14 protein-coding genes and 1 pseudogene are annotated in these 13,749 nt (G+C 73.7%); 4 read left to right on the top strand and 11 right to left on the bottom strand.

Features of this window, described 5'->3' with window-relative positions; all coding sequences use genetic code 11:
- Positions 1 to 88: 88 nt before the first annotated feature.
- The 4 genes from JL475_RS07725 to infC all read right to left on the bottom strand — a co-directional run bounded on the left by JL475_RS07725 (position 89) and on the right by infC (position 2,520).
- On the bottom strand, positions 89 to 979 hold the full coding sequence (locus JL475_RS07725; RefSeq protein ID WP_202276690.1) for an RNA methyltransferase: 891 nt from the start codon (positions 977 to 979) through the stop codon (positions 89 to 91).
- Between the two features lie 97 nt (positions 980 to 1,076).
- Positions 1,077 to 1,460 carry a 50S ribosomal protein L20 gene (gene rplT / locus JL475_RS07720; protein ID WP_055470307.1) on the bottom strand — a complete coding sequence of 128 codons (384 nt, stop codon included), beginning with the start codon at positions 1,458 to 1,460 and terminating at the stop codon, positions 1,077 to 1,079.
- Between the two features lie 100 nt (positions 1,461 to 1,560).
- Positions 1,561 to 1,755: a 50S ribosomal protein L35 gene (gene rpmI / locus JL475_RS07715; RefSeq protein WP_109380440.1), complete on the bottom strand. Its 195-nt coding sequence runs from the start codon at positions 1,753 to 1,755 to the stop codon at positions 1,561 to 1,563.
- Positions 1,756 to 1,863: 108 nt separating this feature from the next.
- Positions 1,864 to 2,520 carry a translation initiation factor IF-3 gene (infC, locus tag JL475_RS07710; RefSeq protein ID WP_202276840.1) on the bottom strand — a complete coding sequence of 219 codons (657 nt, stop codon included), beginning with the start codon at positions 2,518 to 2,520 and terminating at the stop codon, positions 1,864 to 1,866.
- A 406-nt stretch (positions 2,521 to 2,926) separates the two neighbouring features.
- On the opposite strand from infC, the gene JL475_RS07705 reads away from it, so the two are divergent.
- The gene (locus JL475_RS07705; protein WP_202276689.1) at positions 2,927 to 3,340 is read left to right on the top strand and encodes a DUF1844 domain-containing protein; all 414 of its coding nucleotides are present in this window, start codon (positions 2,927 to 2,929) and stop codon (positions 3,338 to 3,340) included.
- A 30-nt stretch (positions 3,341 to 3,370) separates the two neighbouring features.
- On the opposite strand, the gene JL475_RS07700 is transcribed toward JL475_RS07705, so the two are convergent.
- Positions 3,371 to 4,102, bottom strand: coding sequence for an SseB family protein (locus JL475_RS07700; protein ID WP_202276688.1), 732 nt, complete (start codon positions 4,100 to 4,102; stop codon positions 3,371 to 3,373).
- Between the two features lie 124 nt (positions 4,103 to 4,226).
- Here JL475_RS07700 and JL475_RS07695 point away from each other — a divergent pair, with 124 nt between their 5' ends.
- A complete protein-coding gene (locus JL475_RS07695) occupies positions 4,227 to 4,952 on the top strand; it encodes a hypothetical protein (protein ID WP_202276839.1) in 726 nt (241 codons plus the stop codon).
- Between the two features lie 95 nt (positions 4,953 to 5,047).
- Here the strand turns inward: JL475_RS07695 and mycP are convergent, their stop codons facing one another.
- Together mycP and JL475_RS39845 are read right to left on the bottom strand one after the other, a co-directional pair.
- On the bottom strand, positions 5,048 to 6,223 hold the full coding sequence (gene mycP, locus JL475_RS07690) for a type VII secretion-associated serine protease mycosin (RefSeq protein ID WP_202276687.1): 1,176 nt from the start codon (positions 6,221 to 6,223) through the stop codon (positions 5,048 to 5,050).
- The gene (locus JL475_RS39845; protein WP_237406550.1) at positions 6,220 to 7,824 is read right to left on the bottom strand and encodes a hypothetical protein; all 1,605 of its coding nucleotides are present in this window, start codon (positions 7,822 to 7,824) and stop codon (positions 6,220 to 6,222) included. Before JL475_RS39845 ends, mycP begins: the two co-directional genes overlap by 4 nt.
- Positions 7,825 to 8,090: 266 nt before the next feature.
- Here JL475_RS39845 and JL475_RS07680 point away from each other — a divergent pair, with 266 nt between their 5' ends.
- On the top strand, positions 8,091 to 9,293 hold the full coding sequence (locus JL475_RS07680) for an amino acid deaminase/aldolase (RefSeq protein ID WP_202276686.1): 1,203 nt from the start codon (positions 8,091 to 8,093) through the stop codon (positions 9,291 to 9,293).
- A gap of 24 nt (positions 9,294 to 9,317) precedes the next feature.
- On the opposite strand, the gene JL475_RS07675 is transcribed toward JL475_RS07680, so the two are convergent.
- On the bottom strand, positions 9,318 to 10,223 hold the full coding sequence (locus JL475_RS07675; RefSeq protein WP_202276837.1) for a DUF2510 domain-containing protein: 906 nt from the start codon (positions 10,221 to 10,223) through the stop codon (positions 9,318 to 9,320).
- 151 nt (positions 10,224 to 10,374) lie between these two features.
- Here JL475_RS07675 and JL475_RS07670 point away from each other — a divergent pair.
- Positions 10,375 to 10,969, top strand: a pseudogene (locus JL475_RS07670) (gamma-glutamyl-gamma-aminobutyrate hydrolase family protein).
- Positions 10,970 to 11,031: 62 nt separating this feature from the next.
- Here JL475_RS07670 and JL475_RS07665 read toward each other — a convergent pair.
- The 3 genes from JL475_RS07665 to JL475_RS07655 are packed head-to-tail and all read right to left on the bottom strand — an operon-like array spanning position 11,032 to position 13,295.
- Entirely contained in the window at positions 11,032 to 11,970 is a 939-nt protein-coding gene (locus JL475_RS07665) for a LysR family transcriptional regulator (protein WP_202276685.1), read from the bottom strand.
- 30 nt (positions 11,971 to 12,000) lie between these two features.
- Positions 12,001 to 12,729, bottom strand: a complete 729-nt coding sequence (locus JL475_RS07660; protein ID WP_202276684.1) for a helical backbone metal receptor — start codon at positions 12,727 to 12,729, stop codon at positions 12,001 to 12,003.
- Complete coding sequence (locus tag JL475_RS07655; RefSeq protein WP_109380448.1) at positions 12,726 to 13,295, bottom strand: helix-turn-helix domain-containing protein; 570 nt, start codon at positions 13,293 to 13,295, stop codon at positions 12,726 to 12,728. The genes JL475_RS07660 and JL475_RS07655 overlap by 4 nt, the downstream gene beginning before the upstream one ends.
- Positions 13,296 to 13,749: the final 454 nt, after the last annotated feature.

Raw genomic sequence — 13,749 nt, 5'->3', positions numbered from 1 at the left:
TCACGGCGGGTGCCCCGGTCCGGGCGAAGCCGGGGAACCTGGGGCACGGCCGAAAGCTTGGGGAAGGGTCCCCGGGCAGGTCACCCTACTAGCTCTCGGTGACGGAGCGGCACCCTCCGGCGGCACGCTGTGCACGCGCCGACGCGTAGAGACATACGGCGGCGGCGGTGGCGAGGTTCAGACTCTCGGCCTTTCCGTGGATCGGGACGCGGACGACGGCGTCCGTGAGCGCGCGGGTCTCCTCGGGGAGACCCCACGCCTCGTTGCCGAAGACCCAGGCGGTCGGCCCGCCCATGGTGCACCGGTCGAGTTCGTCGTCGAGGTCGCGGTCGCCCGCGCCATCCGCCGCGAGCACCCGTACCCCGGTGTCCCTGAGGGCGGCCACGGCCCGCTCGACGGGGACGCCCACGGCGACGGGCAGGTGGAACAGCGACCCTACGGAGGCGCGTACGGCCTTGGGGTTGTACAGGTCGACGGAGGCGTCGGTCAGGACGACGGCCTCGGCGCCGGCCGCGTCGGCGCACCGCAGTACGGTGCCCGCGTTGCCGGGGTCGCGTACGTGCGCGAGAACGGCGACGAGCCGGGGCCGGGCGGCGAGGATCTCCTCGAAGGGGGTGTCCAGGAAGTGGCACACCCCGACGAGGCCCTGTGGGGTGACCGTGGTGGAGATGTCGGCGATGACCTGTTCGGCCGCGAGGTGGACGCGGGCGCCGGCGTCCCGCGCGGCGCCGATGATGTCGGCGTACCGCTCGGCGGCCTCCGGCGTGGCGAACAGCTCGACGAGCGTGGCGGCGCCGGCGGGCCGGTGACCGCCGTCCCGGCCGGCCGCGGCCCGGTGGACGGCTGCCTCTCGTACGGACTGCGGCCCCTCGGCGAGGAACAGCCGCTCCTTGCCCCGGAAGTTCCGCTTGGCCAGCCGCCGCGCGGCGGACACGCGGGGCGAGCGGGAGGAGATCAACTCGGGGGTGGCGGGGGGCATTCGGTTCACTTTCGCTCGCAACTTCCGCACATACGACGGACCCGCAGGCAGCGCCTACGGGTCCGTTGGATCACGCCGGATCAGGGCCGGCGCGGCGTCACGCGGCCTTGGGCGCGTTCACGTCGGACGGCAGCGCCTTCTGCGCGACCTCGACGAGCGCGGCGAAGGCGGTGGCGTCGTTCACGGCCAGCTCGGCCAGGATCTTGCGGTCGACCTCGATGTTCGCGGCCTTCAGACCCTGGATGAAGCGGTTGTACGTGATGCCGTTCGCGCGGGCAGCGGCGTTGATGCGCTGGATCCACAGCTGGCGGAAGTCACCCTTGCGCTTCTTGCGGTCGTTGTAGTTGTAGACCAGCGAGTGGGTGACCTGCTCCTTGGCCTTGCGGTACAGGCGCGAACGCTGACCGCGGTAGCCGGAGGCCTGCTCGAGGATCGCCCGGCGCTTCTTGTGGGCGTTGACTGCCCGCTTGACGCGTGCCACTTGTTAACTCCTTGTAGCGGGGCCGCGGTCGTTGCTCACACGGCCCGAAATCGATTGGGTCCCGGTCCTGACGTACCTACGGCGCCTGGGCGCCGTGACGTCACTTGCCGAGAAGCTTCTTGATCTTCTTGGCGTCGCCCGGGGCCATCTCGGCGTTGCCGGTGAGGCGACGCGTCACACGGGACGACTTGTGCTCGAGCAGGTGGCGCTTGCCGGCGCGCTCGCGGAGCACCTTGCCGGAGCCGGTGACCTTGAAGCGCTTGCGGGCACCGCTGTGCGTCTTGTTCTTCGGCATAGCGCCGTTATCTCCTCGTCGGTGGCGCTCCGATGCCCGGTCACGAAAACCGGGCACGGTGGAGCGTCGTACTTGTTTCGGTTATGTCCTGGGGGCGGACCCCCGGGATCACGCCTCGGCGGCGGCCTGGGCCGGAGCTTCGGTCTCCGCGTCGTGGTCACCCTCCGCGGCGTTCTGCGAGCGGCCGGGGTGGGCCTTCGCGTCCGCCTTGCGGGCTTCCTGCGCCTGGCGGGCCTCGGCCATCGCCTCGGTCTTCTTCTTGTGCGGACCGAGAACCATGATCATGTTCCGGCCGTCCTGCTTCGGGTTCGACTCGATGAACCCGAGGTCCTGGACGTCCTCCGCGAGCCGCTGCAACAGCCGGTAGCCCAGCTCGGGCCGGGACTGCTCGCGACCACGGAACATGATCGTGATCTTGACCTTGTCGCCCTGCTTGAGGAACCGGACGACGTGACCCTTCTTGGTGTCGTAGTCGTGCGGGTCGATCTTCGGCCGGAGCTTCATCTCCTTGATGACCGTGTGCGCCTGGTTCTTGCGCGCCTCACGGGCCTTCATGGCCGACTCGTACTTGAACTTCCCGTAGTCCATGAGCTTGCAGACGGGCGGACGGGCGTTCGCCGCGACCTCGACCAGGTCCAGGTCGTACTCCTGCGCAAGCTCCAGTGCCTTGGCCAGCGGGACGATGCCCACCTGCTCGCCACTGGGACCGACAAGTCGCACCTCGGGAACGCGAATCCGGTCGTTGATGCGGGGCTCGGCGCTGATGGATCCTCCTCGATAAGCACCACGCGACGGTCTGGCGGACAGCCGCGTAACGTCTGTTTTCGTTAGACCTAACCGCGCCGAAGCAACAAAAATGCCCCGGACGATCACAGGCGGGGCTCCTCGAACTACCGGAACACCGCCGCGGTCACCGCGGGGCGCACTTTCGGGCGGATCGCCGCCGAACGGCACCGCCTGACCGGTGACCTGTCATCCCCAGAGACGATCAGGTGGGAGTTCGAAAGCCTCCACTTGTGGGCCGGGCTCGCATGCCGTGGGCAGACGGGTCCGACCGGTCGTTACACAAGGTTAGCAGCTTCCGCAGGGGTGCGCTAACCGTCCGTCCCGCACTTCTCCGCCGCGCCTCCTGCTGTCAAGAGGACACGCGCCTGGCCCTATCGTGTGGGGCATGAGTGAGACCTCCCCCTCGGACACCCCCGAGACCCCCGAGAACACCGCGGCTCTCGAGACCCCCGAGATCACCGACAACCCCGACTTCGACACCATGACCCGGGACATCGCCGAGGTCCCGGCGGTCGAGGTGATCGTGACCGTCGCCGTCAACCTGATGAGCGCCGCCGCGGTGAAGCTCGGCCTGACCGAGGAGGGCGACCAGCACAAGGACCTGGACGAGGCCCGCAAGCTGGTGCACGCGCTGGCCGGCCTGCTGGACGCGTCCGCGACCGAGATCAGCTCCTTCCACGCGGCGCCGCTGCGCGACGGCCTGAAGTCGCTCCAGCTGGCGTTCCGCGAGGCCTCGCACGTCCGGGACGAGCCGGGGCAGGGCCCGGGTGAGAAGTACACGGGCCCGCTCTACGTCTGAGGGGCCCGGCGTCCGAGGGGTCCGGCCCCGTCAGGGGCGTACGTAGAAGGGCTCGCCCGGCGGCGTCGCCTCGGCCGGCAGCACTGCCAGGTCGAGGCCGCGCACCAGGCGGGCCCTCAGTGTCTCGTCGGCGGCGAGGCGCTGTGCCACGGACCTGGCCGCCTCGGCCACGGGTGCGGCGGGGTCGAGGACCAGGGCGAGGGTGCCGTCGGCCTGCCCCGGCCCGAGGTGGGCGCGCAGCACGGCGGGTTCCGCGGCGACGACCGCGCGCAGGGCCTCGGTGACCGCGGGGTCGGCCAGCGGATCGGTCGTCGTGCGCCCCTCGGCGAGCGCGAGCAGCAGCGGCCCGGTCAGCTCGAAGGGCACGGGCCCTGCCAGGTCGAGTACGACCGTGTCGGCCTTCTCGTGCGCGGCGGCCTGCAGTGCCTGGTGCAGCGGTACGGCGACGGGGCGGGCCTGCGGATCCCAGCGGGCGAGCGAGTCGGTGGAGGTGAACGCGGGCAGCGCGGTGCGGTGGCCCGCCTTCAGGGTGGGTACGGCCATGTCGCTGGTCTTCTCGCGGCGCAGCCCCCGCTCGTCCTCCTCGACCTCGCCGAGCACGGCCACCACCGGGACCAGCAGCCGGGTGTCCTTGAGCGCTTCGAGTACCGGGGTGACGGCGTTGCCGTCCTCGGCCCACGCGGCGAGTGCCGCGCTCAGCCGGGGGTCGGCGGAGCCGTCGTCGTCGCGGTAGACCGAGTCGGGGATGTTCTTGTTCGCCACGGTCCTCGAGCCTAGCGGCCGTCGGTGGCAGGCTCGGACGGGGGCGGCCGAGAAGCGGAAGGGGCAGGAGGCGCGGGAGGTGCCGGTGAGGTCCGACGGGCTGGGGACACGGCTGACAGCCGCCATGACGGCGGTGCCGGTGGCGGACGGCGCCGAGGTGTCGGTGGGGGTCCTCGATCCGGTCACCGCGGTCGGCGTCTGCCACGGTGACCGGGCGTTCGTCACCGCGAGCATCGTGAAGGTCGACATTCTGGCGGCGCTGCTGCTCGGGGCGCAGGACGCGGGACGGGAACTCACCGGGGAGGAGCGTGCGTACGCCGCCGCGATGATCGGGCACAGCGACAACGACTCGGCGTCGGCGCTGTGGCGCTCGATCGGACGGGCGGCCGGGCTCGACGCGGCGAACGCCCGCTTCGGGCTCACCCGGACCGCGGGCGGCGACGGCCCCCGGTGGGGGCTGACCCGGACCACCGTCGCCGATCGACTCCTGCTGCTGCGGCAGGTGTTCGGGGCCGGGGCGGACTCGGAGCTGACCGGGGCCTCGCGGGCGTACGTGCGAGGGCTGATGGAGGGGGTGGTCGCGGACCAGGCGTGGGGGGTGCCGGTCGTGGCGGACGGCGTCCTGGCGGGCAGAGGTCCGGGGGACGGTTCGGCGTGGGCGGTGAAGAACGGCTGGGTGCCGCGCGACGCGACCGGGCTGTGGGTCGTGAACAGCGTCGGACGCGTCACGGTCGACGGCCGGGACCTGCTGGTGGCCGTGCTGTCCGACGGCAACGCGACGATGGCTCGGGGCGTCGCGCTGGTGGAGGCGGCGGCACGGGCAGCGGTGTCGGTGTTCACGAGGACCTAGCGGTGTCACCGGGCACCGTGCCGGCTGACTCCCGGTGACACCGCTCGGTCCTCGTGGCACCGGACGTACGGGCGGGCCCGGACGTCCTCGCGCGTCTAGACGTCCTCGCGGCTCGTGCGGCGGCCGCGCCACAGGACGACCGTGGCGACCAGCAGGACGCCGCCCGCGCCGCCCGCCAGGGGTGCGGCCCAGTCGGCGGTGTCGCCGTCGGAGTCGGCGGTCGTGGGGCCGGGGCCGAAGTGCTTTTCGCCGTGGGCCGCCACCTTCAGGCCCTCGGGTTTCAGCCGGGCCGCGGCCTCGATGGCGGCGGCCGGGTCGACGAAGCCGAAGCCGCGGGAGTCGTCGCGGCCGTCGGCGGGGGCGTTGCGGGCGGTGTCCTCCAGGAGGCTCTTGAGCTGGGCCGGGGTCAGGTCCGGGTGGGCCGCCCTGACCAGGGCGACGGCGCCGGAGACGAACGCCGCGGCGGCGCTGGTGCCCCAGCCCTCGTAGTACTTGCGGTCGGGGTCGGCGATGATCACGTCGACGCCCGGGGCGCTGACCGTGGCGTACCAGCGCCGGGTGGAGAACGGGGCGCGGGTGCCGTAGCGGTCGACGGCGGTGACGGAGATGACGCCCGGGTAGGCGGCCGGGTAGGAGACGCGGTCGCCCTTCTCCCCGCCGTTCCCGGCGGAGGCGACGACGGCCACGCCTTTGCGGAGGGCGTACTGGATGGCCTCGTCCTCGCCGGGCTCGGGGTGTGCGGAGGCCGAGTCGTCGCCGAGGGAGAGGTTGATGACGTCGGCGCCGTGGTCGGCGGCCCAGCGGATGCCCTCGGCGAGGGCGTTGCCGCGGGTGCGGCGGGCCTCGGCGCGGGACGGGTCGCCGTCCTCCAGGATCACCCGGACGGGGAGGATCTTCGCTCCGGGCGCGATGCCCAGGACACCGTCGGCGTTCCCGGGGCCGTGTCCGTGACCGGCGATGATGCCCGCCATGGCGGTGCCGTGCCGGGCCCAGGCGCGGTCGCCGGCTTCGGCGCCGAAGCCGACCAGGTCCTTGCCCTCGAGGACGTTGCCGTCGAGGTCGGGGTGGTCGGCGTCGACCCCGGTGTCCAGGACGGCGACGACGACGCCGTCGCCCTGGGTGGTGCGCCAGGCCTCCTGGGTGTGCAGGGCGTCCAGGCTCCACTGCCGGGCACGGATGCCGTCGGCGTGCGCGGCGGTGACGGGGAGCAGGGCGAGGGTGGCGGCGAGGAGGGTGCTCAGGGTCGCGGCCCTGGCGGTCGCGGACCTCATGACGGCTGCTCCGTGGTCGTGCCGACGTTCTTGCGCAGACCGCGTTCGACGCGGTCGGCGAGGCCCTGTGCCTCGTGGCCGAGGCCCGCCTGGGCGGGGGCGCTGGTGGCACCGGCCTCCATGGCGTCCTCGGCGGGCTGCGGGGTCTCGACGGTACGGCCGTCGGCCCAGCCGGAGACGGCGTAGACGACGACGGGGGCGTCGGTGAGGACGGAGATCGCCCAGGAGGCACGCTGCCCGGCACCGAAGTCGGCGGCGGCGGTGCCCTTCGCGGGGTACGGGAGGGGCACCAGGTCGGTGCGGCGGTCCAGGCGTTCCTTGTCGACACGGTCGGCGAAGGAAGCCATTCCGGCGGCGTCGGCCTTGGTGAACAGCAGGCCGACGGTGGTGACGTGGCTCTGGGTGGCGTCGGTGTAGGTGGCGCGCAGCAGGCGTTCGCAGCCGAGGGGGGCGAACAGCTTGCGCAGCAGGGGGTCGAAGGCGTCCTCGCAGCCGCTGTCCGGGGCCACGGCTATCCGGGTCCAGAGCCGGTCGGCGTCGCCGGGACCGGCGCCCTTGCCCTGCACGGTGGGCGGGAACAACTCGTCGACCGGGACGCTGTGCCACAGGCTTCCCGCGGCGGTGAAGCCGCTGCGGGCACCTGTCTCACCGGAGTCCCCGGCGAGCCAGCTCCCGGTGACGGCGCCGCCCATCAGCCCCACCCCGAGGACGAGGCAGACCGCGGCGGCCACGATCTGGGACCGGTCCCGCTGTCCGAGGAACCGTGGCCGGACGTTCTCGTCGTACCCCTCGGCCCCCGTCGGCCCGAACGGCACGACGGGCCGGTGGGGCCCGAAGGCGCCGCCGGGTGTCATGGGACCGCTCCAGGAGAGCGCGGGGTCGGGGGAGCCCGGCCGCGGGGCCGGAGCCCAGGCGTCGTCCGATGCCGGGCGGGGCGGCGGCATGGCCGACCGGAGCGGGGTGGCCGTGCGGGGGGTCGGTTCGGCGGGTGCGGCTGTCGGGCGCAGGCGGGTGGTCGTCTCCGACGGGGTTTCGGCGGGGGTGTCCCGGTGCCGGACGGTGGGGCGGTGGGCGGGCTGCCGCGGTACGGCGGTCGAGCCGTCCGGGGCGGTGCCCGCAGACGGTGCCCCCCGGCCGACGGTCGGTGGCGTGTCCGGGAAGCGGGCGGAGGCCTGCGGCGGCGGAGGCGTGCCGTCCGGGCCGGGCGTACCGGCTGTCGGCCCGCCGGTGTCGAAGCGCGGGAACCGGGGCCGGGACGGCGCGGAGTCGGAAGGCGAGAGGCCGGAACGCGAAAGGCCGAAGGAGGAGGAAGCATCGGGCGAGGAAGCGGCGGGCGACGGTGCCGTCGGCCGCCGTATGTCGAACGCGCCCGTTCCGCCCGCGGTCCTGCCCTTGGGCTGGACCGGCACGGTGTCGTTCGCCGGCCCCCCGGCGGGTGCCTCCGGGGACGTCCCCTCGGCGCCGGTTTCCGGCTGCCGCCGGTGCGGCTCCCGGGTGCCGTCCGGTCTGCCCGGCGGATGGGGCGGGCGCGGAGGCGTGGACGACGGCGGAGGGGTCGTGGGGCGCGGAGGGTGGGAGGCGCGCTGCGCTTCCGTGCTCATGCACCCCCCGTTTCGTCGTGCCCGGACCGTTTCCTCGCGGCGGGCCGGTGTCTGCCGCCGGACCCGGTACGAAGTCGTCCCGGGCAGAGATACCCGTACGGGTGGAGCGTCATCCCGGCACGAGCCTTCGTCCGGCGTGATTCTGCCGGGCGTGCGCGTCACTCTACGGCGTGATCCCGATCGAACGGGAACCAGTCGGCAGGGCCGCGGCATCTGCCCGGAACATCCCCCTACCCTGCGGTAATCCTGTCTGGCAGGCTTCGTTCATGACTGTGCTCGCCTCCGACCGGGCCCGTTACGACCAGGCCACCGCCCATCTCGACGCCCCGCTCGCGATCGTGGATCTGGACGCCTTCGACGCCAACGCGGACGATCTGCTCCGCCGGGCCGGCGGGAAACCGGTCCGGGTGGCGAGCAAGTCCGTGCGCTGCCGCCCCCTGCTCGAACGGGTCCTCGCCCGGGACGGTTTCGCGGGGATCATGTCGTTCACTCTCGCCGAGTCCCTGTGGCTGGCCCGCTCCGGTTTCGACGACGTCCTGCTCGCGTATCCCTCCGCCGACCGCGCGGGCTACGCCGAGTTGGCCGCCGACCCCGAAGCCGCCTCCGCCGTCACCGTCATGGTCGACGACCCGGCGCAGCTGGACCTGATCGACGCCGCACGCGCGGGCGGCGGCGAAGTGGTGCGGGTCTGCCTGGAGTTGGACACCTCGCTGAAGCTGCTCGGCGGCCGGGTGCGGGTCGGGGCGCTGCGTTCCCCGCTGCACTCCCCCGCGCAGGTCGCCGAGACGGCGCGCGCGGTGGTCCGGCGCCCCGGGTTCGAACTGGTGGGGATCATGGCGTACGAGGGTCATGTCGCGGGCGTCGGTGACGCGGTGGCCGGGCAGCCGCTGCGCTCCCGGGCCGTGCGGCTGATGCAGGCCGCCGCACGGCGGGAACTGGCCGGGCGGCGTGCGGCGGTGGTGCGGGCGGTGCGGGAGGTCGCACCCGGTCTGGAGTTCGTCAACGGCGGCGGTACGGGCAGTGTGCAGTTCACTGCCGAGGAGGACGCGGTCACCGAGGTCGCGGCGGGTTCGGGGCTGTATGTGCCGCGGCTGTTCGACAACTACACGTCGTTCACCGGGCGTCCGGCTGCGCTCTTCGCCCTGCCCGTCGTACGGCGGCCGGGTGTGGGCGTGGTGACGGTGCTCGGCGGCGGGTACCCGGCCTCCGGCGCGGCCGGCGCCGACCGGCTGCCGGTGCCGTATCTGCCCGAGGGCCTGCGCTACGACCCGCGGGAGGGACCCGGCGAGGTCCAGACGCCGCTGTCGGGCCCGCCGGCCGACGATCTGCTGATCGGCGACAAGGTGTGGTTCCGGCACGCCAAGGCGGGCGAGTTGTGCGAGCGGTTCGAGGCGCTGCGGCTGATCGAGGGCGGCGAGGTGACGGCGACCGTACCGACGTACCGCGGCGAGGGCATGACGTTCCTCTGACACCGGAGATCCGGCCCGCGCGGGTCACGAGCGGGGGCCGACACTGCTGCCCACGCCGCCGCCCGGGTCCGTGTCGCCGACCGCGCGGATGCCCTCGGTGATGCGGTCCATGTCGGACAGGGGCGGGGCGTCCTCGCCGCTCTCGAAGACGTAGCGGACGACGATCGGCGCCTCGGTGCCGACGCTGGACGGGAAGACCAGCGACTGCACATGGCCGCCGGGCCCCTTGCCGGTCGTGACGCGCCAGCGGACGAGGTACCCGGCGCGGCCCGCCACCGCGACCGGGCCGGACCTGACGACCGCGTGGGACGCGATGCCGCCGTAGGGGCTCTGGTCGAGGGCGTCCTCCTCGAAGGCGTCCTCGGCGGCGTCGGAGATGTCCTCCTTGGCGAGCAGTTCGGGGGACGTCTCGTCGGTCGCGGTCACCGTGCGGGAGATGACCATGCCGGAGCGGCAGACACTGCCCTCGCCGGGGCAGTCGTGGGTGCCGGGGGTGGTCATGACGACATCGTGCCGGCTGACGTGCCGCGGCCGGACCCAGCCGTCGAGGAGCGGGAAGGTGACGCCGTTGAGCTGGTCCTCGACGACGGTGGGGTCGCCGGCGGACTCGGACGCGGACTCCGGTGCGGACCGTGAGGGGGTCTCACTGTCCGGTGCGTGAGCGGACGCCGTGCCGGTGGGGCCGGTCCTGGTCTCCGGGTCGCCGTCGTCGCCCAGTAGTACCGCGCCGGTGACGACCGCGGTGACGAGCACGGCCGCCGCCGTGGTGAGGGCGATGGCCCGGGCACGGCCGGTGCCGCCGGGAGACGGGGGCACCGGCCCGCCGGAGGCTTCGGGGGCACGCCGGTGCTCGGTCCAGGCCGCGCCGTCCCACCAGCGTTCCAGGTGCGGGGCGTGCGGGTCGGGATACCAGCCTGGTGCGGGCGTCATGCTCATCCGGGCACTGTAGGGGGAAAGCCGTCGCAGGCCCTAGTGCGATGGGACGTACACCCCCGGGATTCCGCCGTCCACGAGGAAGCCGGTGGCGTCGACGAAGGAGTACGGCACGGTGGCCAGGCCGCTGATCGGCATCAGCACATAGGTGGAATCCGGGGTCCGTCGGGGCGTGTGGCAGCTGGACGCCGCACTGCTGCCCCTCGGGTACCCGCGGTTGGTGCAGCGGGCGGGGGGACTGGCCGCGATGCTCCCGCCGGACGTACGGGCACGCCGCGACGGCCGTGGCCAGGCTCGACGGGCCGGTCGTCGCGGGCGGTCCGGACGTGGAACCGGTCCACTACGGCGCCGAGCCCGACCCGCGCACCGGGCCGCCCGCCCGCGCCCGGGACGCCTGGGAACTCGCCCTGATCCGGGTGGCCCTCGACCGCCGTGTCCCACTGCTCGGGATCTGCCGGGGCATGCGGTTGCCGAACGTCGCCCCGGGCGGCACCCTCGTCCAGCACCTCGACGGCCACGCGGAGGCGCCGGGGGTCTTCGGCCACCACCCGGTCAAGCCGGTGCCGGGCACCTTGTACGCCGGTGCCGTCCCGGAGGAGACCTCCGTGCCGACCTTCCACCACCAGGCCGAGGCGATCGAACTCCCGTCCGCCGACTGGGTACTGGGCGTGCAGTGGCACCCGGAGATGGGCGAAGACCCACGCGTCGTGCGCCACCTGGTCCGAGCGGCCACGACACTCTGACCCGCCCACCCACCCGCCATGCCCCTCGGCTCTCGCTCCCCCGGTGTACGGCGGGCCGGTGCTCAGCCGCGGGTCAGGGTCAGCAGGTCGCGGGCGGGGCCCGTGGGGCGGTGGCCGGTCGGCCAGACCGCGCGGAGGTCGCGGGCCAGGGCTACGCCGTGTACGGGGATGCGGATCAGACGGCGCATCGCCAGCTCCTCGCCGACGGCCAGTTCGCTGAGGACGGCCGGGCCGGCACCGCTCACCGCCGCGGCCTTCACGGCGGTCGTGGACGACAGTTCGATCAGCGGGCGGGCCAGACCGCCCAGGGCGGTGTCCAGGACCTGCCGAGTGCCGGAGCCCTTCTCGCGCAGGATCAGCGGGGTGGTCGCCAGTTCCTCGGTGGCGAGCGGACGACGGCGGCGGGCCCAGGCATGCGTCGGTGCGGTCACCACGATCAGCCGGTCATGGGCGATCACCGTGGAGTCCAGGCCCGACGGCACCGTCACCCCCTCCACGAAACCCACGTCCGCCTCGTCCGACAGCAGCCGCCCCGCGACCGACGCGGAGTTCCCGGCCAGCAGCGACACCGCCGTGTCCGGCCGCTGCGAACGCAGCGCGAGCAGCCAGCCCGGGAGCAGATACTCGGCGATCGTCATGCTCGCCGCCACCCGCAGCCGTGAGTCCCGGCGGTCCCGCAGTGCCTGCGCCCCCGCGTCGAAGGCCTCCGCCGCCGCCACGATCCGCCGGGCCCAGTCGGTGACCAGCGCGCCCGCGTCGGTCAGCCGCGACCCCCGCGGTGAGCGGTCCACCAGTGCCACGCCGAGCTGCCGCTCCATGGACCGGACCCGGCTGCTGGCCGCGGGCTGGGTGATGCCCAGTTCGCGTGCCGCGCCGCCCAGGCTGCCGAGCCGTGCCACCGCCAGCAGCAGCTCCAGCGCCCCGAGGTCCGGCACCCGGTGGGCCAGGGTTCCGGCGGTCACGGACCTGGGTCCCGCACGGCCGTCGTCCGTTGCGCTCATAAGGTCAGCTTATGCCCTGACGGTGGTGCGTCAGTGGCGCGCTGCCCGCAGCTCCCGGGGCAGCACCGTCGCGGCTTCCGCCAACGACGGCCCGTACCAGGTGAGATGCCGGCCGCCGACCAGCGCGCACGGCGCTCCCGGGAAGGCGTCCGGGCCGTCGTCGGCGGTGAAGCGGTAAGGCTCGTCGGGCAGCACGACGAGGTCGGGGGCCGCCGCGCGCAAAGCGTCCAGGGGGACGCGGGGATAGCGTTCCCGGTGATCCGCGTAAAGGTGGTCGACGCCGAGGCGGGACAGCAGATCGCCGGCGAAGGTGTCCCGGCCCAGCACCATCCAGGGCCGCCGCCAGATGGGCACGACCGCGCTCCGGCGCGTCTTCGGGGACGCCACGGCCTCCCAGGCCGCTTCGGCGTCGTCCAGCCACCGGGGGCGCGCGTCCACGCCGCACGCCGTGAGCACCCTGGCCAGCTCGCCGAAGGCCTGGGGCAGCGTCCGCACCTCCGTCACCAGCACCTCGAGGCCGGCCGCGCGCAGGTCGGCGAGGTCGGACGGACGGTTCTCCTCCTCGTTGGCGATCACCAGGTCGGGGGCGAGGGCGGCGATCCGCTCCACCTTCGGGTTCTTCGTGCCGCCGATCCGCACGACGTCGAGATCGGCCGGGTGGGTGCACCAGTCGGTGGCGCCGACCAGGGCGCCGGGGGCGGAGAGCGCCACGGCCTCGGTCAGGGACGGGACGAGGGAGACGATCCGTGCGGAACTCATCGGCGGGGCTTGTCCCGGACCGCTTCGATGTGCTCCGCGACGGCGACCACGATCAGCCGGGTCTCCGCGACCGTGGCCCGCCACCGGTGCCGGACGCCTCCGGTGAGGTACAGGGTGTCGCCGCGGCCGAGGCGGTAGGCGCGGCCCTCCGCCTCGATCTCCACGGCGCCGTCCGCCACGTACATCAACTGGTCGTTGCGGAACTGGAATTCACGTCCGGCGTCGTGGTCGCCGGTGAACTCGGAGGCGTGCATCTGGTGATGACCGCGCACCAGGGACCGGACACGCGGTTCGAGCAGCGGCTCGGTGTCCTCCGCGCGGACGACGTCGACGCTGCACGCCGGGTCGGCGGCGGCGAGCAGTTCCACCGCGGTGGTGCGCAGGGCGTCGGCGACCTTCTCCAGGGAGCTCTGGCTGGGGCGCGCGCGCTCGTTCTCGATCTGGCTCAGGAACGGGACCGACAGCCCGCTGCGCTCGGCCACGACGGCAAGGGTGAGGTCCAGCGCCCGGCGTCGCCGCCGCACGGCCGCGCCCACCCGCAGAGGCTGCTCTTTGTGGTCGCCCATCGCTCCGGCTCCCTCCTTCGCCCGTCGTCCCGTACCCGGTGCGTGCGCCGCTGTCCGGCGCACTCCTTCTTTTGAGCTGTCTGCACCCTACGCATGTTCGGCAAACCGTTTCAGGCGCCTGTCACGTCGGCGTCATGAGCGATCGCGCACGACCCCACAGTCCACGCCGGCCGGCGCCCGGTCTGTTCGGTTCGATGTGCGCAGAGTGCCAGGTGTTTCCGCCATTGTCGCCCGAAGTGGGGCGGGAGGTCACGGGGAGGGGTCCCGAGGTTCGGTGGGGGTCTCGCGGTGGGTGATTGTCCGGATCCCCACCGTGTTCCGGACGTGCCCGAGGGGCGGGCCCGGCCCGCTGTCAGGTGCGGGGCCGGGCCCGCCCCTCGGGGCGGGCGGTGGCGGCCGGCGCGGTGGTCACCGCAGCGGCGTCGCCGTCACTGCGGGGTCATGCGCTCCGGCA

Source organism: Streptomyces sp. M2CJ-2 (genome assembly GCF_016757295.1).
Taxonomy (GTDB): domain Bacteria; phylum Actinomycetota; class Actinomycetes; order Streptomycetales; family Streptomycetaceae; genus Streptomyces.
The sequence above is the reverse complement of the archived record's forward strand: the minus strand, read 5'-3'. Positions and strand labels throughout refer to the sequence as shown.